This window comes from Geobacillus thermopakistaniensis (genome assembly GCF_000498995.1).
Classification (GTDB): domain Bacteria; phylum Bacillota; class Bacilli; order Bacillales; family Anoxybacillaceae; genus Geobacillus; species Geobacillus thermoleovorans.
The window spans coordinates 1-21,986 of the sequence record NZ_AYSF01000030.1 but is presented as its reverse complement, the minus strand read 5'-3'; the positions used below and the strand labels follow the sequence as shown (position 1 = coordinate 21,986).

The 21,986-nt window shown below is 53.5% G+C and carries 20 protein-coding genes and 1 other annotated feature (1 of these 21 running past the window's edge); of the genes, 1 reads left to right on the top strand and 19 read right to left on the bottom strand.

Translation table 11 applies throughout. The features are described from left to right. Window positions 1-144: a binding site (T-box leader), on the bottom strand (it extends 87 nt beyond the left edge of the window). A gap of 45 nt (window positions 145-189) precedes the next feature. The 18 genes from ytxC to T260_RS135015 form a co-directional block, all read right to left on the bottom strand. Then, window positions 190-1,065, bottom strand: a complete 876-nt coding sequence (gene ytxC / locus T260_RS134930) for a putative sporulation protein YtxC (protein ID WP_014196512.1) — start codon at window positions 1,063-1,065, stop codon at window positions 190-192. Between the two features lie 333 nt (window positions 1,066-1,398). After that, a complete protein-coding gene (gene dnaI / locus T260_RS134935) occupies window positions 1,399-2,340 on the bottom strand; it encodes a primosomal protein DnaI (protein ID WP_013144524.1) in 942 nt (313 codons plus the stop codon). A gap of 11 nt (window positions 2,341-2,351) precedes the next feature. Then, entirely contained in the window at window positions 2,352-3,737 is a 1,386-nt protein-coding gene (locus T260_RS134940; protein WP_025039135.1) for a replication initiation and membrane attachment family protein, read from the bottom strand. A gap of 104 nt (window positions 3,738-3,841) precedes the next feature. Beyond that, window positions 3,842-4,303, bottom strand: coding sequence for a transcriptional regulator NrdR (nrdR, locus tag T260_RS134945; RefSeq protein ID WP_013144522.1), 462 nt, complete (start codon window positions 4,301-4,303; stop codon window positions 3,842-3,844). Between the two features lie 67 nt (window positions 4,304-4,370). Then, a complete protein-coding gene (locus tag T260_RS134950; protein WP_014196515.1) occupies window positions 4,371-4,769 on the bottom strand; it encodes an aminotransferase class IV in 399 nt (132 codons plus the stop codon). A gap of 123 nt (window positions 4,770-4,892) precedes the next feature. Next, window positions 4,893-5,267, bottom strand: coding sequence for an adenosylmethionine decarboxylase (gene speD, locus T260_RS134955; RefSeq protein WP_011232199.1), 375 nt, complete (start codon window positions 5,265-5,267; stop codon window positions 4,893-4,895). A gap of 314 nt (window positions 5,268-5,581) precedes the next feature. Beyond that, complete coding sequence (locus tag T260_RS134960) at window positions 5,582-6,610, bottom strand: glyceraldehyde-3-phosphate dehydrogenase (protein WP_021322135.1); 1,029 nt, start codon at window positions 6,608-6,610, stop codon at window positions 5,582-5,584. Between the two features lie 116 nt (window positions 6,611-6,726). Continuing rightward, window positions 6,727-7,332, bottom strand: a complete 606-nt coding sequence (coaE, locus tag T260_RS134965) for a dephospho-CoA kinase (protein WP_014196518.1) — start codon at window positions 7,330-7,332, stop codon at window positions 6,727-6,729. A gap of 27 nt (window positions 7,333-7,359) precedes the next feature. Further along, complete coding sequence (gene mutM, locus T260_RS134970) at window positions 7,360-8,184, bottom strand: DNA-formamidopyrimidine glycosylase (protein ID WP_031212282.1); 825 nt, start codon at window positions 8,182-8,184, stop codon at window positions 7,360-7,362. A 465-nt stretch (window positions 8,185-8,649) separates the two neighbouring features. Continuing rightward, window positions 8,650-11,289 (bottom strand): DNA polymerase I, encoded by a 2,640-nt coding sequence (polA, locus tag T260_RS13750; protein ID WP_023633469.1) that lies wholly within the window; start codon window positions 11,287-11,289, stop codon window positions 8,650-8,652. Further along, entirely contained in the window at window positions 11,204-11,428 is a 225-nt protein-coding gene (locus tag T260_RS134975) for a DNA polymerase I family protein (RefSeq protein ID WP_081712590.1), read from the bottom strand. The genes polA and T260_RS134975 overlap by 86 nt, the downstream gene beginning before the upstream one ends. Before the next feature lie 153 nt (window positions 11,429-11,581). Then, the gene (gene pnpS / locus T260_RS134980) at window positions 11,582-13,330 is read right to left on the bottom strand and encodes a two-component system histidine kinase PnpS (RefSeq protein ID WP_014196522.1); all 1,749 of its coding nucleotides are present in this window, start codon (window positions 13,328-13,330) and stop codon (window positions 11,582-11,584) included. Then, a complete protein-coding gene (locus tag T260_RS134985; RefSeq protein WP_014196523.1) occupies window positions 13,323-14,030 on the bottom strand; it encodes a response regulator transcription factor in 708 nt (235 codons plus the stop codon). The genes pnpS and T260_RS134985 overlap by 8 nt, the downstream gene beginning before the upstream one ends. 208 nt (window positions 14,031-14,238) lie before the next feature. Beyond that, window positions 14,239-14,706, bottom strand: a complete 468-nt coding sequence (locus T260_RS134995) for a MaoC/PaaZ C-terminal domain-containing protein (protein ID WP_011232207.1) — start codon at window positions 14,704-14,706, stop codon at window positions 14,239-14,241. An 84-nt stretch (window positions 14,707-14,790) separates the two neighbouring features. Then, on the bottom strand, window positions 14,791-15,729 hold the full coding sequence (gene mdh, locus T260_RS135000; protein ID WP_013524302.1) for a malate dehydrogenase: 939 nt from the start codon (window positions 15,727-15,729) through the stop codon (window positions 14,791-14,793). A 26-nt stretch (window positions 15,730-15,755) separates the two neighbouring features. After that, the gene (icd, locus tag T260_RS135005) at window positions 15,756-17,027 is read right to left on the bottom strand and encodes an NADP-dependent isocitrate dehydrogenase (RefSeq protein ID WP_011232209.1); all 1,272 of its coding nucleotides are present in this window, start codon (window positions 17,025-17,027) and stop codon (window positions 15,756-15,758) included. Between the two features lie 72 nt (window positions 17,028-17,099). Beyond that, a complete protein-coding gene (gene citZ / locus T260_RS135010) occupies window positions 17,100-18,218 on the bottom strand; it encodes a citrate synthase (RefSeq protein WP_015375586.1) in 1,119 nt (372 codons plus the stop codon). 293 nt (window positions 18,219-18,511) lie between these two features. Continuing rightward, window positions 18,512-18,967 carry a DUF441 domain-containing protein gene (locus tag T260_RS135015; protein ID WP_011232211.1) on the bottom strand — a complete coding sequence of 152 codons (456 nt, stop codon included), beginning with the start codon at window positions 18,965-18,967 and terminating at the stop codon, window positions 18,512-18,514. A 93-nt stretch (window positions 18,968-19,060) separates the two neighbouring features. Between T260_RS135015 and ytvI the strand changes: the two genes are divergently transcribed. After that, complete coding sequence (gene ytvI, locus T260_RS135020; RefSeq protein WP_023633466.1) at window positions 19,061-20,179, top strand: sporulation integral membrane protein YtvI; 1,119 nt, start codon at window positions 19,061-19,063, stop codon at window positions 20,177-20,179. Between the two features lie 142 nt (window positions 20,180-20,321). On the opposite strand, the gene pyk is transcribed toward ytvI, so the two are convergent. Further along, window positions 20,322-21,986 (bottom strand): pyruvate kinase (gene pyk / locus T260_RS135025; RefSeq protein ID WP_023633465.1); only part of this gene is annotated, 1,665 nt, incomplete at its 5' end.

Genomic DNA, 21,986 nt, shown 5'->3' with positions numbered 1-21,986 from the left:
CACCGGCGGCAACTACTGGGCGTTGCGTTCGCTGCCGCAGCTCTGAGGGGGTAAGCGCATTTTTCGTGTTAGGAAGGTTCCAGCCGCTGCCTTCCCTCTCTGGAAACCGTAAAAATGCACCCATGTCCTCGTCATCGCTTGTATTCATCCATATTCATGACGACATTATAGCGAAAACAGCAGGAAAAATCAAGCTTCTCCCCCATTTCCAGCGTTGGCGGCAAACAAGCGGGAAAAATCGGCGCGGCGGCAGACGATCAGCCGTTCTTGAAACACGTTTTGCAGTGTCTGCACCATGCCGTCATCCGGATGATCGGTGTACAGCTCAATTTCCGCCGGAGCGAGCGAGACAAGCGGAGCGAGCACCGATGCATCAATATACATCGGCTGGCTGAAGACGAGATGGCGGTCGATCAACTGTCTCACTTCCGCCGCCGACAGCTCCCGCCGCTCGCTGTCGTAAAATACGAAGTGCGGCGGATCGTGCACCAAATACAGGCGCGGCCATTGCGGCGTCCGGCCAGCCAGGCAGTCGCGCAGCATTTGCACAAAATTTTGATACTCCTGCTCCAGCTTGTATTCATCAATCGCCAGCTCGACATAATGTTGGAGGCGCTCCATATACGGCTTTAACCGGAACGTAACGAACGAAGAAAACGAAAATGACAAGCCGTCGCGCAAAAAGGAGGCAAAAGCGTCGCGCAACATCACGGTGCGCGAGGCGGCAAACGCCGCGCTTTTCCGGTAATCGCTCCGCTCGCCGTCCAAAAACGAATGAGCGAGGGCCAAAATTTGCTGCTGTTCTTCGACGTCGCGGAAATAAAAAACATTGGCAATGATGGATAGCAGCAGCCGGTCTTCCATCACCTCCTGCATAAACGCCGTCATCGCTGGGATGATATGCTCCTCAAGCACACGCTTCTCCTCGCCCTGTATGTAAACCGCCACGGTTTTGTTCCCGTCATAAGCGGCATGAAACAGCGGACCGTCATCCGGTTGCCGGTGATCTAGCAGCCCAACCAATTTTTCCGCCTCGCTTGCCTCGTCAAAATGGATTTCGATCACCCGCTGTCCCCCCTTTAGCCCGAAAGGAATGCTTGGTTTATATATATGGGGACAACGGGCTGTTTAGACTAAAAAACCACAAAGCTTAGCGGCGTTCATTGTTCGAGGAGAGGGTGCCCCAAAAGGATCGGGACACCCTTTCTTATTACCGTATACAGGCATAAAACAAATATGTTGTGTTTTGTTTAAGGGAAATTACCCTTTTGGGTCAGCCCCAGTCGGCAAACGAACCGCTTGCCGACTACGGCAGAAAAGCTAGAAACAGAACCTGCTCAACTAGTTTTTATGGGTTAATCAACATGCCTGTGCAAACGGCAACGTTTCAAATCGCCTTTATATATTTTGCTCACGGCGGTTCGGTCCAGTGATTTCAATCGGATAGGCCAAATAGCGGATTCGCTCCATAATGCGCGCCGCCTTCACCTTCTCTTCTTCGCCGCGCTGCGAATACGTCAAATGATGGGCGAGCTGCTGCATATCAAAGTTCGACGTGAAAAACGTCGGCAAGTTTTCAAACATCCGGTATTGCAAGATCGGGCCAAATACATCATCGCGCACCCAGCTTGACATCGCCTCCGCCCCAAGGTCATCGAGCATCAGCACCGGCACTTTTTTGATATAATCAAGCTTTTCGTTCATCGTCTGGTCTTGAAGCGAATGTTTCATCTCACGAAACAGCTCGGGCACGTAGACGATCAGCGACGAAACGTTTCGCTTCGCCAGCTCGTTGGCGATCGCGGCGAGCAAATACGTTTTGCCCACCCCAAACGATCCGTGCAAATACAAGCCTTTCATTTTTTTCCCTGGCTCGTATTCCGCCACAAACCGCTCGGCAAATCGGATCGCTTTGATCCGCCCATCGTCATTGAGATCGACGTCAGAGAGCGAAGCACGCAAGATTTCGCGCGGCATGAACATGCTTTGAATGAGCGACTCTTGCCGTTTTCGCTCGTCATGCTGCACTTTTTTGGGGCAGCGGTCGTACTCAACGTCGATCCTTCCACCGTTGACCACCAAATTTGGATGGTACCCCGGCAGCATGTTGTTGCATCGCTCAAGGCCCGGACATTGGCGGCAATTCCCGTGCTGCTCGATGAACTCATACAGCTTCATCAAGCTGCGGTCAACCGCATCGGCCGACAATTGCCGTTCGTGCGCCCGCAAAAACGGCTGCACGTCCGGATGCTCCAAAATGTAGCGTTTCATTTGTTCGTAGCGTTGTTTAAACCGTTGATTGCCAAGCAACCGCTGCAACAGGTGGTTTACTCGTTCCATGGCTTTTCCCTCTATGATTCATCACGGTATTTTTTCAGCCGTTCCTCAAGCTCTTTGCGCGCCTGTTCGACGTCAAAATCATCATCATCCGGCTGGCTGTAATCCATGTTCAGCCAGTCCGGGACGATTTCCGTGCGCACGACTTTGCGCACCGTCCGCGTCCCTTTTTCCTTTTCGTTCGCCCAGTTTTGGTATGTTTTCGCCTCTTCTTTCGCCAGTTCCATTGCTTCCTTCACGGTTTTCACCTTTTTGCGCGCCCAATGGCTGGCGATTTTTTCTACGTATTTTTTCGACAGCTTCATATTCGTCCGGAGCATGACATAATAAATGAGCACGTTGACAACTCCGGGGAGCAGCTGCTGCTGGAACATAATGTCTTCGATCAACTGCAAATCAGCAAGCGACGGCTCAGCGCCGCCTGAAATCTCTTTCAGCAGCTGGCGCGGGGAAATTGTTTCCAGCTGTTTCATTAGTTGCTCCTCTTTTGTGCGCGGTTCGATGTTTTCCATCGTCCGGTAGGCGAGCGGCTGCACTCGTTCGACGAGGCGCGGCTCGACACCGCCATGTTCGAGCTCATACCATTCGCGCGCCGCCCGGCGCAACGCGTCAATATCGATATGATAGGCCGGATCGATGACGCCAAGGACCAGTTTTTGCATCTCAAGCGGCGGAATGCCGTATAAAAACGCCAGCTTTTTAATCGCTTCCTTCACTTTCGCTGTCACAGCCCGGCGCGGCACAAGCTGCTTGGACAGGCCGGCAAAAAACAGCTCAAAGTCGAATACATCATCATCGAGCACATACGACGCCTCATCCCGCCTGATGTGATCCTTCCCTTCAAGCAGCTCGGGCCCGGCTTCTTCGCTGAGGCCGGCGACGATTTGTTCAGCGGGCACGGCCGAAAACACGTCGGAAAACGACCGCGTCACCTGGGTGAATTTCGTTTCATCAATGGACGGACGGGCAAAAAAGTTGCTCAGCTGGATAAACAAGTGGCGGCCGACTTGCCGGTGCAAAAAAACGCTCAACATCTCGTCGCGGAAAAACTGGTCTGGCGCCAGCGGCGGACGCAGCTCATAAAGAAACAGCTTCGGTTCATCCGCCTCTGGAGCGTGGACGTATGTGTCGAGCAGCCCGATTCCTTCGAGTTTCAACCGTTCGCTGTAAATGTCCGGCAGTCCGCACTGCATGAGCGCCATAAGCCGATGATGGGTCGCTTCCTGGCCGTCAAGCAGCTCAAGCTCCCCCCAAAGCGTCATATAAAGCGCCAACGCCCGGCAGCCGATGAGCGGCTGGTAAAGCAGCGTCAGCACTTTACGGTCCACCTCTTGCAACACCCCACGGCTTTGCACGGTATAACGGTCGACAGCAATCAGCTCTTTCCAATGGTGCTGCATCGCTCCGACCTTCCATTCCGCCGTATTCGTTTCAAACCGGCTCTCCCCTTTCCTGCCGAAAAGACGTTGAAAAAAGGGCTTGCCGCCTAACGCCAAAGCCCTTTTTACCGTTGCCCTTTTTTGATCAGCTCTTTCAGTTCTTCAATGAACACATTAATATCTTTAAACTGCCGATAGACGGAAGCGAAGCGGACATAGGCGACCTCATCGATGTGTGACAGGCGCTCCATCACCATTTCGCCGATCGTTTCGCTTTTCACTTCCGAGACGCCTTGATTGCGCAGTTCGCGCTCAATTTCCTGCGTCACTTTTTCAAGCTCCTCGAGCGCCACCGGCCGCTTCTCGCACGCTTTGATCAAGCCGCGCAAAATTTTCTCCCGGCTGAATTCTTCGCGCGTTCCCTCTTTTTTCACAACAATCAGCGGCGGCTCCTCGATCCGCTCAAACGTCGTAAACCGATAATGGCACTGTTCGCACTCCCGCCGGCGGCGGATCGAACGACCCTCTTCAACCGGGCGCGAGTCAAGCACGCGCGTGCCTTGATGATGGCATGAAGGACATCGCATAACATCCACTCCGTTGATCTTCTTATTTTCTATCATACCGGAATGGACGAAAGCAGACAAGATATAGTTAGCTGTTCAGTCCGGAACCGATATAGGGCAGGCGGGCGTCGAGCTTCCGATACAAATCGAGAATGACCGCCCGGCTATGCCCAAAATCAAACGGCAATAGCTTCGTCTCCGTCGTCGCGGAAAAGTCGACCGCCGTTTCAAACGGCCGCACGGAAATGACGGTAGCGACGATGAACAACTTTTTGCCGCGCTTTGTTTGCGCACAAATTTCGCCGCGCTCTTCGGAAACAGAAACGAGCTCGGCGCCGGGCAGCGACGAGAGCAGCTCCTTGACCGCATCGATGACGGCGCGGTTCGTCGCTTTGTAATAATGGCTTCTTAGCTCTTCATCTTCATGATTTTCCCGCGTTTCACAATGGTTTGTGAAGGCGTATTTGAGTGTTTTCCACATGCTCATTGCCACGTCTCCCTAGTCATTCTTTTTCTTCCATCATACCATGATTTTCGCCGCTGTTGTACCGCCGAGGGCGCAAAAAAAGGAGCGTTTCGCTTACGCTCCTTTCGGTTTATCATTATCCAATTACAGCGCCTGCGCCTTTTTCACTTCGATCGGGCGCATGCCGCGCGGAAGTTCAATCGTTTCCCGCGTTTGCGCGCCCAGCATTTCGGCAATGTAATCGGCGGCAATCGTCGGGTCTAAATGGCCGCATGTATACACATCAATGCTCGCATAGCCGTGTTCGGGAAACGTGTGAATCGTCAAATGCGATTCCGAAATAATGACGACCCCGCTTACGCCTTGCGGAGCGAATTTATGGAACGCCACTTCGCGAATCTCCGCTCCCGACTTTAACGCGGCGTCAACGAACGTTTTTTCAATAAAATCAATATCATTCAGTTTGTCAAAGTCGCATCCCCAAAGTTCCGAGATAACGTGACGACCCATCGTGTCCATGAAAAGAATCCCCCTTTAACCAATTTTCTCAAACAAATAAAAAAACAGAAGGTGAGTTGCAAAATGGCATGTATAACTACCACGGGGGAAAGTTAGTCCTAAGAGGTCCTAACCCTTTAAGTAGTCACATTACCCTTGCCGTTAAGAAGTTCACGAGACATAGTATACTTTGTTTAGGGGGTTTTTGCAACAGGCTTTTTTAATTTTTTTGCATAAAAAAGAGAAAAAGCGCCCACTCCCGCACCGTGGCCCGATCCGTTTGTGCGGATCGCAAAAGCCATAGCGCAGGCGGCGCGCTTCACATCGAACCGCTGTTACGCATTGACGCTGAGACGCTCATTCATTTTGGCCGCGACAAGATGGGCTAAATCAACGACGCGGCACGAATAGCCCCATTCATTGTCATACCAAGCGAGCACTTTCACTTTTCGCCCTTCCATCACCATCGTCGACAGGCCGTCGATAATCGCAGAATGCGGATTCGTATTGAAATCGATCGAGACAAGCGGCTCCATCGTGAAATCCAAGATGCCTTTCAATGGGCCGTTGGCAGCGCGGATCAGCGCCTCGTTCACCTCATCAACCGTCACATCGCGCTTCAAGTCGACGACCAAGTCGACGAGCGAGACGTTCGGCGTCGGGACGCGGAGCGCCATGCCATGAAGCTTCCCTTTTAAATGCGGCAGCACTAGGCCAAGCGCTTTCGCCGCTCCCGTTGTCGTCGGGATGATCGACTGCGCGCATGAGCGGGCGCGGCGCAAATCTTTATGCGGGTTGTCGATGTTTTTTTGGTCGTTCGTATACGCGTGAACCGTCGTCATCAGGCCGTTTTCAATCCCAAACGCTTCATCGAGCACTTTGACGACCGGAGCCAAACAGTTTGTCGTACACGAGGCGTTCGAAATGATGAAATGGCGGTCGATGTCAAGCATATGCTCGTTGACGCCAACAACGATCGTCACATCTTCATTTTTGCCTGGGGCGGTTAAAATGACGCGCTTCGCCCCTGCCTCAAGGTGAAGGCTCGCCTTTTCGCGGTCGTTGAATTTTCCGGTCGCTTCAATCACAATATCGATATCAAGCTCTTTCCACGGCAGCTGTTTCGGGTCGCGCGAGTTTAACAGCCTCACTTTTTTGCCGTTGACGAGCAGGCCGTCTTCCAAGGCGATGACCTCACCGTCAAATTTACCGTGGTTTGAGTCATATTTTACTAAATGGGCTAACGTTTCCGGCGGATAGCTGGCGTTCACCGCCACAATGTCGAGGTCAGAGGAATTGATGGCGCGCCGGAACACCATCCGTCCGATTCGTCCGAAACCGTTAATCGCCACTTTCGCCTTCATTCACTTTGTTCTCCTCTCATATATGTTATACTATTTTCTTATATTTGTATAAATAGTATATCATATTTTTAGGAAATGTGGAGAACAAAATGACTGAAAGCGAACAAAAAAGACGCCTATTTTTCCAAGGCGTCCCATTGTTTCAAAATAGCCAACAGCTGACGGCGTGTCTCTTCCCTCGTTCCGTTATTGTTGATGACCGCGTCGGCCCGCTTCATTTTTTCCGCCAGCGGCCATTGAGCGCGAATGCGGGCGCGCGCTTCTTCCTCAGTGAACCCGTTCCGCTCCATCAGCCGGCGAAGCTGGATGTCATCGTCAACATACACGACAAGTACTTTATCGACCCAGGATGTCAATCCGCTTTCAAATAAAAGCGGAATGTCCAATACGACCGTTTTCGCCCCGGAACGGACGAGCGCTTCTTTCTCCGCGAGCATTTTCTGACGCACCGCCGGGTGAACGATGGCGTTTAGCTTTTTCCGTTCTTCTTCGTCGTTGAACACGATCGCCCCGAGTTTCGCCCGATCGATCTCTCCATTTGTCTGCAAAATGCCCGGACCGAAGGCGGCGACAATCTGACGGTAGGCGTCTTCCCCCGGTCGGACGACGGCGCGCGCCGCTTCGTCAGCATCAATGACCGGAAGGCCGAGCTCGCGCATCATCGCGCTCACCGTGCTTTTGCCGCTGGCGATCCCGCCGGTCAATCCGATCGTCAACGTCATGGAACCTCTCTCCTTTTTACACGCCGCCTAGCGCTGGCAACGCGGGCAATAATGCGTGCCGCGGCCGGCGACGACCGTTTTTTCAATCGGCGTGCCGCATCGTTTGCACGGATTGCCTTGGCGGCCATACACGTACAAATGATGTTGAAACGTGCCGGCCTCGCCTTGCGTGTTCACATACGTGCGCACCGTGCTTCCCCCTTTCATGACCGCCTCGCCGATCGTCGCCACCATTTCCTCATGCAGGCGCTCGATCTCTTTGCTGGAGAGAGAGGCGGCCGGCCGGCCGGGAAGAATGCCGGCGCGAAACAGCGATTCGTCGACATAAATATTGCCAAACCCAGCCACGACCGTCTGATCAAGGAGCAACGCTTTGACCGACCGTTTCGTTTTCACCGCCCGCTCCGCCAATACAGCTGGGGAAAACACCGGGGAAAGCGGCTCCGGCCCAAGCTCAGCAAGCGGCGGCCGACGGTCAGCTTCTTCTTTGGCATAAACGTGCATCGTTCCGAACTTGCGCACGTCGCGGTAACGGAGTTCGCTGCCGTCCGTGAAGCAAAACACGACGTGCGTATGCGGTTCGAGCGGCTCGAGGGCAGAAGCAACGGCGTAGCGCCCTTCCATGCGCAAATGGGAAATGAGTGCATCGCGGTCGAGCAGGAATTTCAAAAACTTCCCTCTCCGTTCCAAACCACGCACCGTCTGTCCGATCATTCTTGCCGCAAACTCCTCGGGGTCTCGCGGATGGCGGATGATGTTCGGCCAAAAGATGCGCACATCCTCAATCGTTTTTCCGACAATAAGCGGCAAAAGCGTACGACGGATCGTTTCCACCTCCGGCAATTCTGGCATGGCGATCCCCCCTTTCCTCCGTTTTCCTGCATCGTTCCCGCCGACGCTTTCGCATTGACGCCGGTTCATCCGCCGAGAGAAAGATTCTCCATGGGGCGGCAGCTGTTTCGCTCCAATTCATCGAGTTGCAGCCGAGAATCGTCGCACCGAAAGATTCTGCCTAGAAGGCCGGTGAGAAACGCTGATTTTCGCAAAATCGGTCATGTTGGTTGAGAAGGACGACTCGATGTTCCAAGGCTTCTCAACTGGAGAAGAGTCGTTGTGAAACTGCTTTTTCATTCCATCACAGGCCTTCTTAGAAGGCTGATGAAAAACAATGGATTCGCTTGATTTATGAGAAATCACAAGGAATGAAGTGATGGTGTTGCAAGGTTTTTCAATTTGAGAAACACTGTTGGAGAGCAGTATTTCCCCTTAAATCACCGGCCTTTTAGGGGTGCCGGCGATCCACACCAAGACTCCTTTTTATTTCGCGTCATACCACGTCGAGCCATAATGGTAATCGACTTTGAGCGGCACGCGAAGTGTGACCGCTTGCTCCATCACTTCCGGAACGAGCCGGCACAGCCGCTCCATCTCTTCTTTCGGCGCCTCCAAAATGAGCTCGTCATGCACCTGTAGCAAAAGGCGCGCTTGCAGCCGCTCTTCCTTCAGTCTAGCGTTCAGATCGATCATCGCCTTTTTAATAATGTCAGCGGCGCTCCCTTGAATCGGCGTGTTCATCGCCATCCGTTCAGCAAAGCTGCGGACGTTGAAGTTGCGGCTCGTGATATCCGGCAAATAGCGGCGCCGATGCAACAGCGTCGTCACATACCCTTTCTGTTTTGCTTCTTGCACAATGTTTTCCATATACCGCTTCACGCCAGGGAAGCTTTCGAAGTAGCGCTCGATGAATTCAGCGGCCTCTTTGCGTGAAATATTTAAGTTTTGCGCCAAGCCGTAATCACTGATCCCGTAAACGATCCCAAAGTTGACCGCCTTCGCCTGACGGCGCATGTTGGGCGTCACTTCGTCCTCGCTCACTTGGAAAATGTCCATCGCTGTTTTCGTATGGATATCCAAATCGCGGCGGAACGCTTCCATTAAATTGTCATCTTCCGCAATATGGGCGAGGACGCGCAACTCAATTTGTGAGTAGTCGGCGGCGAAAATGAGCCAATCAGACTCCGACGGCACGAACGCTTGGCGGATTTTCCGTCCTTCCTCAAGCCGAATCGGAATGTTTTGCAAGTTCGGCTCCGTCGAGCTGAGCCGTCCGGTTTGCGTCAACGCCTGATTGAAAATCGTATGCACCTTCTTTGTATCGGGTCGCACGACTTTCAGCAATCCTTCAATATACGTCGACTGCAACTTGCCAAGCTGGCGGTAATGCAAAATGTTTTCCACGATCTCGTGATAAGGCGCAAGTTTTTCAAGCACATCCGCCGAAGTGGAGTAGCCGGTTTTCGTTTTTTTCAAGACGGGCAGCTGCAGTTTTTCAAATAAAATGACGCCGAGCTGTTTCGGTGAATTGATGTTGAATTCTTGGCCGGCGAGCTCATAAATGCGCTGCTCGACCGTGCCGAGCTGCTCGGCGAGCTCTTTGCCCATCTGTTCGAGCCGCTTCGTATCCACTTTCACTCCGGCAAATTCCATTTCCGCCAAAATCGAAGACAACGGCTGCTCGAGCTCGACGAGCAACCGATCTTGTTCGTTGCGGCGCAGCTCATCCAAAAACGGCCGTTCGAGCTCCCAAATCGCCGCCGCCTTGCGGACGAGATGCTCGGCTAGCACTGGCTCATCCGGCACGGCCCGCTTCGCCCCTTTGCCATACACCGCTTCATCCGGGCGCACCGCTTCGTATTGCTTCATTTTGGCTGCGGCAGCTACATCATCAACACCTTGCGCCGGATCAAGCAAATAGGCGGCCAGCAATAAATCAAAGGAAACGCCGCATAGCTCAATTCCTTTCCATTTCAAGGCGACTGCCGCGCGCTTTGAGTCAAACATGCTTTTTTTCTTCGTTTCATCACCAAGCCAGGCGACAAACTGCGGATCGGCAAGCGCCGTCTCCGGGCGCAGGAAAAACCGTCCATGTTCGTTGACCACAGCGATGCCGACGATCGGCGCATCATGATAATTTTCCTCGACCACTTCAACGACAAGCGCCGCCTTGTCGGCAAGCATCTCCTCCGTCACGCGGTCAGCAAGCGTAAATGCCATCTTGGCAAGCGGTTTTTCCTCTTCTGATGACGGCGATTCCATTTTCTCTAAAAACGATTGAAACCCAAGCTCTTTAAATAAAGCGACCACTTTCTCCCGGTCTTCCCCTTGATAGACGATGTCATCAAGCGAGAGCTCGACCGGGGCGTCGCGGCGAATGGCGGCGAGCTTTTTGCTTAACAGCGCCATCTCCCGGTGTTGGCGCAGCGTTTCTTTCAACTTTTCGCCTTTGATCTCGTCAATGGAGGCAAGCACGTTTTCGACCGTGCCGAATTGCTTGAGCAGCTTGACCGCCGTCTTTTCCCCGATGCCCGGCACTCCGGGAATGTTGTCCGATTTGTCGCCCATCAATCCTTTCAAATCAACGATTTGTTCCGGAGTTAAGCCGTATTTTTCGCGGACCGTCTCCGGCGTGTACGGTTCGATATCGGTAATCCCTTTTTTCGTAATGTCCACCGTCACATGGGGGGAGGCGAGCTGGGTCAGATCGCGGTCGCCGGAAATGACTTTCACCTCAAACCCTTCCTGCTCAGCGCGGGCGGCAAGCGTTCCGATAATATCGTCCGCTTCGTAGTTCTCGAGTTCATAGGCGGGGATGCGATACGCCCTCAGCAGCTCGCGCAACAGCGGAAACTGCTCCGACAGCTCCGGTGGCGTCTGCTGGCGCCCACCTTTATACTCTTGAAACGCTTCATGCCGGAACGTCGTTTTCCCGGCGTCAAACGCGACAAGCATATGAGTTGGCTCTTCTTCCGCCAAAATTTTATTCAACATCATCGTAAACCCGTAGACGGCGTTCGTATGGATGCCTTTGTCGTTATGCAAAAGCGGCAAGGCGAAAAAGGCGCGGTACGCCACGCTGCTGCCGTCGATTAAAACAAGCTTTTTTTTCNTTTTCGGCAATTTTTTTCAACATCATCGTAAACCCGTAGACGGCGTTCGTATGGATGCCTTTGTCGTTATGCAAAAGCGGCAAGGCGAAAAAGGCGCGGTACGCCACGCTGCTGCCGTCGATTAAAACAAGCTTTTTTTTCAATCTCATCCCTCCTCGGATGCTTCCTTGTCCTATTGTACCATGCCTGCGGCTTGCCTTGAACGCTCTCCCACCATGATGGGAGGCGCCGATTCATCCCGTGCTCACGCTCACGCTGAAAAATGGCAGGCTTCTCAGTTGGAGATGATAAAAAGAAGCCGGCTACCGCCCCGGCTTTGGAAAATGGATCGTGAACACGGTGCCGCGCCCCACTTTGCTCGCTACGGTAATATATCCATGGTGAGCCTCAACCAAATGTTTCACAATCGCCAGGCCCAACCCCGTTCCGCCGGAATCGCGGCTGCGCGCCTTGTCGACGCGGTAAAAACGCTCAAAAATGCGCGGGATTTCTTTTTCCTCAATGCCGATTCCGGTGTCTTTCACATGGATCAGCACTTCTTTCTTCGTCTCTTCCGCCTCGACAGCGACCCGTCCGTGCTCCGGCGTATACGTGATGGCGTTGGCGAGCAAGTTCAGCAAAATTTGCTTCATCCGATTTCTGTCACCGCGGATGACAAGCCCGGATGGCGATTCGATATGCAAATCAATTTGTTTTTCCGCCGCTTTTTGGCGAAACACAGCAGCCGCTTCGGCGATGACTTGAGCGATATCCACGTCTTCGAGTTGCAGCTGAAATCCGTGCTGCTCGATTTTCGACAAGTCCAACAGTTCCTCAACGAGCGTTTGCAGCCGTTCGCTTTCTTTTAAGATGATGGTCAAAAAATGTTCGAGCGCCGCTTCATCCTTCATAGCGCCATCCAATAGCGTTTCGGCGAATCCTTTGATGGACGTCACCGGCGTTTTCAACTCGTGCGAAACGTTGGCGACAAAGTCTTTGCGGATTTGCTCAAGGCGCTTCAGCTCCGTAATGTCATGAAACACGACGACAATCCCTTTCCATTCGGCGTTCGTGCCAATGATGGGAGCCCCGTATACATCGAAATGTTTCCGCTCGATGCCAATCGTCAGCCGCATATGCCGGCGCATCGTCGTCTCGGTGATGAAAATATCATCGATAAACCGGACGATGTCGCGGTGCGGCAGCACATCGGCGTACGGACGGTACAAACAATCCGACGGATCGAGATGAAACTGAGTCTGGAACGCCCGATTGATGAGAGAAATATGTCCGCGGTGGTCAATAAACAACAGGCCGCTGCCGACGTTTTCAATGAGCGTGTGAAGCCGATCGGTCTGAATTTCCCGCGCCCTGCTCATCTCCTGCAAATGGCGGGCCAGCCGGTTGATCGAGCGCACAAGCATCCCGGCCTCGTTATATTCACCATCGGGCACACGGGCGGCGTAATTGCCTTTTTCCAGCTCAAACGCCACTTTCGTCGCTTCTTCAATCGGCTTCATATATTGATTGGCGATTTTCCAGACGAGGGCGATGATGACAACGAGCGCCATCCCGAGGCTGCTCGTGAGCACGCCCCAAATTTGCTCGTTTACTTTTTGGAGTGAGCTCGTCGGTGTGCTTAAAACGACGTACCCGCTCCGTTCACCGCGCTCGTACGGGACGATGTAGTAATAGACATCGTTTGTTTTTTCAATCACGGAAAAGCGGGGAAACTGCTTTTTGCGCAAAATCGCGCGGACGATGCGCTCATGGTCTTTGTCGCTGATCGCTGCGACGCGACCGCTGTCAAACCGCACCCGTTCTTCTTTATCGAGCACGGTGATGCGGGACGACAGTTCATTCCCCATTTCCTGCAAATCGGCGCGGATTTGCTCGAGCGGTTCATTTTCAAGCAAAATCGCAAGCGCTTGGGCCTCTTTTTCCATCCGTTTGTTCATCGTCTCGGCGTAAAAATCTTTCAGCAATTGCCCGAGCAAAAGCCCGAGGGCGATCAACACCGTGGCGATGAGCGTCACGAGCCAAAACAAAAGGCGGGTGCGGAAGCTATTCATGCCGCTTCGGTTCCTCCAACTTGTAGCCAAGGCCGCGCACCGTTTTAATGTACATCGGTTTTTTCGTATCGGTTTCGATCTTCTCGCGCAAGTGGCTGATATGGACGTCGACAATGCGTGTATCGCCGGCAAACTCGTAGTTCCACACGGCGCTGAGCAGCTGGTCGCGCGTCAACACCCGCCCTTTATGGCGAGCCAAATAAAGGAGCAACTCAAACTCTTTCGGCGTCAGCTCAAGCGGCTTGCCGTCGATCGTTGCTTCATAGCGTTCCGGAAAAATTTCCAGATCGCCAACAACAAGCCGCTCGCTCGATTCAGCCGCCGGCTGAACGATCTCCGTGCGGCGCAAAATCGCCTTGACGCGGGCAATGACTTCGCGCGGGCTGAACGGCTTTGTCATATAGTCGTCGGCGCCAAGCTCAAGACCAAGCACTTTGTCAAATTCATCATCGCGAGCCGTCAACATTAAAATCGGCGTCATGATTTGCTGCTGGCGAAGCCGCTTGCACACATCAACGCCGTCAAGCTTCGGCAGCATCAAGTCCAAAATAATGAGCGCCGGCTGCTCGGACGCTACTTTCACGAGCGCCTCTTCGCCATCGTGAGCGGTCACGACGTGAAATCCGGCTTTCTCCAAATTGTACGACAACAGAGTCACAATCGGCTGTTCGTCATCGACAACTAAAATTTTTCGTCCCATGCCGCTCCTCCATCCCGTCCAATGGTTTCTGCCTTTATGATACCACAATTGACGCCATGATTCGGACAAAAAAAGAAAAAAGGGCGGTTTTCCTGCGGACAGGTTGCCCGCGGAAAACTGCCTCTCGCGTTTGGTTGGCTTCCTTTGGCGGAAAGCGGCATAAAACTCCCCCTTTGTTTCGAAGTGGGGGACTGCTTTCAACATGAGGTCAAAAGTTCTCGAGCACCCGCCCGTCTAGGCGCGGCAACGTATGCGGCGGGCAGACAGACAGCGTTCCGTCAAGCACCGTTTCCGCACCGCGCGTCGCCATGACGGACAACGTCACGCAATGGCCCGCCTCATCGACATCGGCGACTTCGAGCAAAAATTCGAGCGTTTCATAATGATAAACGGGGCGGAGAAAGCGAAGATCCTGCCGCGTAATGTAGCTGCCCGGGCCTGGCAAATATTTGGAGACCGCGGACGTGATCATCCCCGTCAACATGACCGGCGGCACGACCGGTTTTCCAAACGGCGTCTGTGAAGCATAATCATGCTGGATATAGAGCGGATTGGCATCATCCGTCAGCCCAAGATAAAGAAGCAAGTCTTTGTCTTCGATGGCGGCTTGGAACACGAGCTTTTCCCCCGCTTGAATTTCCCCGATCCGTCTCCCGAGCTTTCGTTTTTTCAACATGTTCCCACCCCTTCGTTGTCTAGAAAGCGCTTTCATTGACTGTGGGCAAAAATCCGGGGCAATGCCCGAATTTTTGCCTCGCCGCTATTCCAGCATGCGCATGACATTTTTAACGGATTCGACGGATTTGGCGAGCGCCGCTTTTTCCTCTTCGGTCAGCTCGAGCTCGATCACTTTCTCGATGCCGTTGCCGCCGAGGATCGTCGGCACGCCCAAATAAATGCCTTCATAGCCGTATTCGCCTTCAAGGTAGGCGATCGCCGGCAAAATGCGGCGCTGGTCTTTCAAAATCGCTTCGACCATTTCGACAAGCGAGGCGGCCGGTGCGTAGTAGGCGCTGCCGTTGCCGAGCAGGTTGACGATTTCACCGCCGCCTTTGCGCGTCCGCTCAACGATGGCGTCCAAACGATCTTTCGGAATGAGTTTTTCGAGCGGAATGCCGCCGGCGTACGAGTAGCGGACGAGCGGCACCATGTCATCGCCATGGCCGCCTAAAACAAACCCAGTGACATCTTTTACCGAAATGTTCAGCTCCTCGGCGACGAACGTGCGGAAGCGCGCCGTATCCAAGACGCCCGACTGGCCGATGACGCGGTTTTTCGGGAATCCGGATTCCTTAAAGACCGTATACGTCATCGCATCGACCGGGTTCGTCAAGACGATGATGTAGCAGTTCGGCGAGTATTTGACGACTTCCTTCGTCACTTGCTTCATAATTTTTTGGTTCGTCGTCACCAAATCGTCGCGGCTCATGCCCGGCTTGCGGGCGATGCCTGCTGTGATGACGACGATGTCGGAATCGGCTGTGTCAGCGTAATCCGATGTGCCGATGATATTCGCGTCAAAGCCGAGCACCGGGCTTGCCTCGAGCATATCGAGCGCCTTCCCTTTCGTTGGGTTCTCAAGCTGCGGAATATCGACCAACACGACGTCGCCGAGCTCTTTTTGCGCCAAAAGGAACGCCGTCGTCGCCCCCGTGAATCCGGCGCCGATCACCGAGATTTTTTTCCGTTTCATCGCCATCGTTTGCCATCCCTTTCCTTCAAAGGTTAGTCCATATTGCGGATGAGCGCATCAGCAAATTCGGAGCATTTCACTTCCGTCGCCCCTTCCATCAGGCGGGCGAAGTCATACGTGACGATTTTCGCAGCGATCGTTTTCTCCATCGCTTTGATGATCAATTTCGCTGCTTCGTTCCAACCAAGATGCTCAAACATCATGACGCCCGAGAGAATGACGGACGATGGGTTGACTTTGTCAAGCCCTGCGTATTTCGGCGCCGTGCCGTGCGTCGCTTCGAAAATCGCGTGGCCGGTTTCGTAGTTGATGTTTGCCCCCGGCGCGATGCCGATGCCGCCGACTTGAGCGGCCAGCGCGTCGGAAATGTAGTCGCCGTTTAAGTTCATCGTCGCGATGACGTCAAATTCGCGCGGACGCGTCAAAATTTGTTGCAGGAAGATGTCGGCGATGACATCTTTGATAATGATTTTGCCGGACGCTTCCGCATCAGCAAGCGCTTTGTTCGCCGCTTCCTTGCCTTCCGTTTCAACGATTCGGTCGTATTGCGCCCACGTGAACACTTTGTCGGCGAATTCTTCCTCCGCCAGTTCATAACCCCAGTTTTTAAACGCGCCTTCGGTGAATTTCATAATGTTTCCTTTATGAACGAGCGTCACCGACTTGCGGCCGTGTTCGATCGCGTAGTTGATCGCCGCGCGCACAAGCCGTTTCGTCCCTTGTTCGGAAATCGGTTTAATGCCGATGCCGGACGTTTCCGGGAAGCGGATTTTGCGCACGCCCATTTCGTTTTGCAAAAAGTCGATGACTTTTTTCACTTCCGGCGTGCCTTTGGCATATTCAATGCCAGCGTAGATGTCTTCCGTGTTTTCCCGGAAAATGACCATATCGGTGTCTTCCGGGCGTTTCACCGGCGACGGAACGCCTGGGAAGTAGCGAACCGGGCGCAAGCAGACAAACAGGTCGAGCTCTTGGCGGAGCGCGACGTTCAGCGAGCGGATGCCGCCGCCGACCGGCGTCGTCAACGGCCCTTTAATGGCGATTATGTATTCGCGGATCGTCTCAAGCGTTTCATCCGGAAGCCAGCTGCCCGTCAGCTTGTACGCTTTTTCACCAGCGAGCACTTCCTTCCAAACGATTTTTTTCTCACCTTTGTACGCTTTTTCCACCGCTGCTTCGAGCACGCGCGAAGCGGCCGCCCAAATGTCCGGGCCGGTTCCATCCCCCTCGATGAACGGAATGATCGGGTTGTTCGGAACGTTGAGCACACCATTTTGGACTGTAATTTTTTCTCCTTGCGTCACGAGCAAAACCCCCAATGCAGTTTTTTTATAAAAAGGCGTGAAGGCGCGCCTTCACCGCCTTGTCCACTTGTTTTAGCCGCGCTCGTCGATCGGCACGTACGCCCGCTTGCCTGGGCCGGTGTACTCAGCGCGCGGACGGATGAGACGGTTGTTGTCGTATTGTTCCAAGATGTGAGCCAACCATCCCGAGGTGCGGCTGACGGCAAAAATCGGCGTAAACAAATCATGATCGATTCCTAAACAATGGTAAACCGAGGCGGAATAAAAGTCAACGTTTGGCGGCAGCGCTTTTTCCGATGTGACGATTTCTTCAATCTTCGTCGACATTTCATACCAATGCGGCTCGCCGACGAGCTTCGTCAGTTTTTCCGACATTTTTTTCAAATGTTTGGCGCGCGGGTCGCCTTTTCGGTAAACGCGATGGCCAAAGCCCATAATTTTTTCTTTGTTGGCGAGCTTTCTGCGGATGTATGGCTCGACGTTGTCGACCGTGCCGATTTCCGTCAACATTTTCATCACCGCTTCGTTCGCCCCGCCGTGAAGCGGCCCTTTCAAGGCTCCGATCGCCGCCGTGATGCCGGAATACATATCGGACAGCGTGGCTACGCAGACGCGCGCCGTGAACGTCGACGCGTTCAACTCGTGGTCGGCATGCAGCACGAGCGCCTTGTTGAACGCTTCCGTGGCGATGTCGTCTGGTTCTTTGCCGGTCAGCATGTACAAGAAATTGGCGGCAAAGCTCAAATCTTTGCGCGGCGCAACCGGTTCCAACCCTTTGCGCACGCGGGCGAAGGCGGTGACAATCGTCGGGATTTTCGCCTGCAGGCGAATGGCTTTCCGATAATTCGCCTCTTTCGTCATCACATCCGCCTCTTCGTCATACAAGCCGAGAAGCGATACCGCGGTGCGCAAAGCCGCCATCGGATGCACCTTGTCAATCGGATACAGCTTGAAGTGTTCAATGATTTCATTTGGAATTTCAGCGTTTTCCGCCAACTGTTTCTTTAATTCCTCAAGCTGCTCTTTCGTCGGCAGTTCGCGATGCCAAAGCAAATAAACGACTTCTTCGAAGGAAGCGTTTTCGGCTAAATCGTCAATGTCATAACCGACATACGTCAACGTGTCATCGATGATCGAACTGATGCTTGAAGTTGTGGCCACAACTCCCTCTAACCCACGGGTTACTGTCATGTTCAATCTCCCCTTCTCTTCATAAGTTCCGGCCATAACGACCGATGGCCGATGAGCGCTTGCTCGAAATGGAGGCAAAAACAAACGCGCGCGCGAAAGTGCTTACATGACGCCGGCGACAACCGCCCCGTCGCAACAGCTGCACAATGCTTGGCCGAAAACTCACTCACGTTTATTATTATAAACAATTATCAGACTTTTGTCAGCTGTCACACGTCAAAAGAAATGATGATCAGGAATAAAATGGAAATCGATTCATCTCAAAACGGAGGATCCCACACACCGCCTGATGATCAAAAATATTCTACCATTTTGATGACCGTATAGGCAATGCCAGCGCCGATCAATGGACCAACCGCCACCCCATGAAACAGCGAAACCGCGAGGATGGTGCCGAATGCAAGCGCGGCGGTCATATGCGGGTCATTGGCAAGGAGCGTTACTCCATTTTTGGCGATCAAGGCGACAAAAATGCCAGATGCGAGCGCCACCCAGGCCGACAACGACTGCAGAGAGCCGACAAGCTGCCGAAAGCCGATCTCCCCAGAAGCGATGGGAGCGAGCACGGCGATCGTAATGACCGTCACTCCCCAGTTGATCCCTTTGGACTGAATGATCGGCAGAACTTTTTGATCCAAGCCGACAAGTTTGATGGCCAACAGCACAACGATGGCGACAATAAGCGACTTGTTTTTCGCAAGAAAGCCGAGCGCAAGCAACAACAATAAAAACAACACCGGTTCGTTCACGGTCGTCCGTCCTTTCCTATGAAACTTGTCTTTTTGCTTCCCCGTAAGAAAACGTGTAATATATCAATATGGAACGTCGTTGGAGGTGAAACATTGTCCCGAGTTTATGTTGATCGCTTTTTGCGCTTTTTTCTTGTCATCGCCGCTGTCGCGCTCGGCGCCATCGCTATGTACTACATCGCGACGGTGACGTATCCGTTCATCATCGCCTTTTTCATCGCGATGATCATCAACCCGCTCGTCGATGCTTTGGAGCGGAAAGCGAAAATGCCGCGCTGGCTCGCGGTCAGCGTCACGCTCATCATGTTGTTTGCCGCGGTCGCCGGCTTGGTCACGCTTCTTGTTGCCGAAATCGTTTCGGGAACGCAATATTTAGCCCGCGTCGTGCCGGAAAAATTTCAAGCATTGATCACGTACATGGAGACGTTCGTCGCCGACCAAATCATCCCGATTTACAAAGATTTGGCCGGGATGTTTAAAAGTTTAAGCGCCGCCCAACAGGATACGATTATGCAAAACATTCAAGCCGTCGGAAAAAAAATTGGGACGACGGTTGGTGAATTTGTCCAGAGCATCCTGCAAAACATTCCGCAGCTTCTCGCCTGGCTGCCGAATGCCGCGACCGTGTTTATTTTTTCGCTGTTGGCGACGTTTTTCATCAGCAAAGACTGGCACCGTCTGATGCGCATGGCGCAGCAATGGCTGCCGACGAAAGCCCGCACAAGCGGAAAAACGGTGTTTCTTGATTTAAAGCGGGCGCTGTTTGGCTTTATCAAAGCGCAGGCGACGCTCATTTCGATTACGACGGTCATCGTGTTGATCGGCTTGCTTATTTTGCGCGTCGATTACGCCATTACGATCGCATTGATCATCGGGTTCGTCGATCTTTTGCCATATTTGGGAACGGGGATTGTATTTGTTCCTTGGATCATTTACACCATGGCTAGCGGCGACATTCCGTTTGCCATCGGATTGGGCGTGCTGTATGTCGTCGTCCTCGTCCAACGGCAAATCATGGAGCCGAAAGTGCTTTCTTCAACGATCGGCCTCGATCCGCTCGCGACGCTCATCGCCTTGTTCGTCGGCTTCAAACTGCTCGGCTTTCTCGGCTTGATTGCCGGCCCCGTCGCGCTTGTCATCATCCGCACGCTCCATAGCGCCAATGTTTTTCGTGATCTTTGGCGCTTTATTATCGGCAAGCCGGCCACGTAATCGAAGGGAGCTGTCTCAAAAGCTCGGCTTTCTATAATAGGAATACAATCTTTCGTTTCACAAAGATGTTTAATGGGTATATAGGACGATGCGAAAGGGTGTCCCGCTGCTTTTGGGACACCCTGTTTTGCTGCAACGTCCGTTACAACACGCTCGCATGGCCGCGGTAGACGGCGCCAAAGCCGCCATCGACCGTGATCTCTTGCCCATCTTTAAACAAGCTTGTGGCATTTTCCACCCCGACGACGACCGGAATGCCAAGGCTTAAGCCGACGACCGCCGCATGGCTCGTCAACCCGCCTTCCTCGGTGATGATCGCCGCCGCTTTTTCGATCGCCGGCATCATATCGGCATCGGTGCTGATGGTGACTAAAATGCCGCCCTCTACCATTTTTCGGCACGCCTCTTCTGCCGTTTTGGCGACGACCGCCTTGCCGAATGCCGACTTGCGGCCGATGCCTTGCCCTTTGGCAAGCAAGTCGCTGATGACGTGCACTTTCATTAAGTTCGTCGATCCCGTTTCGCCGACCGGCACGCCGGCCGTGATGACGACCAAGTCGCCGTGCTTCACCAAGCCGGAGCGCACTGCCGCGTCGACCGCCACATCGAGCATTTCATCGGTTGTATTGACATGCGGTGCTTCTTTCGTATACACGCCCCAAATGAGCGCCAGCCGCCGCGAGACCGCTTCGTTTGATGTCACCGCGATGATCGGGGCTTTCGGGCGGTATTTCGCCACCATCTGCGGCGTTTTTCCGCTCACCGTCGGCGTCACGATCGCCGCGACATCCAAATTGAGCGCTGTGTGGGCGACCGATTGGCCGATGGCATCGGTGATCGTCGTTCGGCTCTCTTTCGTGCGCTGGGACAAAATGTCGCGATGCTCCAACGCCTGCTCGGTGCGGAGCGCGATTTGGTGCATCGTCCTTACCGCTTCGACCGGATACTGGCCGGCTGCGGTTTCTCCGGAAAGCATGACGGCGTCGGTGCCGTCAAAAATGGCGTTGGCGACATCGCTCGCCTCAGCCCGCGTCGGCCGCGGATTGCGCTGCATCGAGTCGAGCATTTGCGTCGCCGTGATGACCGGTTTGCCAAGCATGTTGCACTTTTTAATGAGCATTTTTTGAATGAGAGGCACTTCCTCAGCCGGAATCTCAACGCCAAGGTCGCCGCGCGCCACCATGAGGCCATCGGCGGCTTCCAAAATTTCATCGATGTTGGCGACGCCTTCTTCATTTTCAATTTTCGCGATAATTTGGATATGTAAGGCGTCATTCGCCTCGAGCAGCTCGCGGATTTCGAGCACATCAGACGCCCGTCGCACAAACGAGGCGGCGATGAAGTCGATGCCTTGGCGGATGCCAAATAAAATATCGGCTCGGTCCTTCTCGGTGATGCCCGGCAAATTGACACGCACGCCGGGGACATTGACCCCTTTTTTGTTTTTGAGCACACCGGTGTTTAGGACGGTCGTGACAATTTCTCCAGCTTGCTTGTCGACCGCGTTGACTTCAAGGCCGATCAACCCGTCGTCCAGCAAAATTTTCGAACCAACGGACACATCATCGATCAGCCCCGGATAGGTGACGGAAATTTTTTCCGGCGTGCCGAGCACTTCGCTCATCGAAATGATGAGCTTTGCCCCTTCCTTCAGTTCGACGGCGCCGTTCTCCATATTGTGCGTGCGGATTTCCGGGCCTTTCGTATCGAGCAAAATGGCGACCGTTTGGCCCGTCCGCCTCGCCGCCTCGCGAATGTTGGCGATGCGCCGCCCGTGTTCCTCATGATCTCCGTGCGAAAAGTTGAG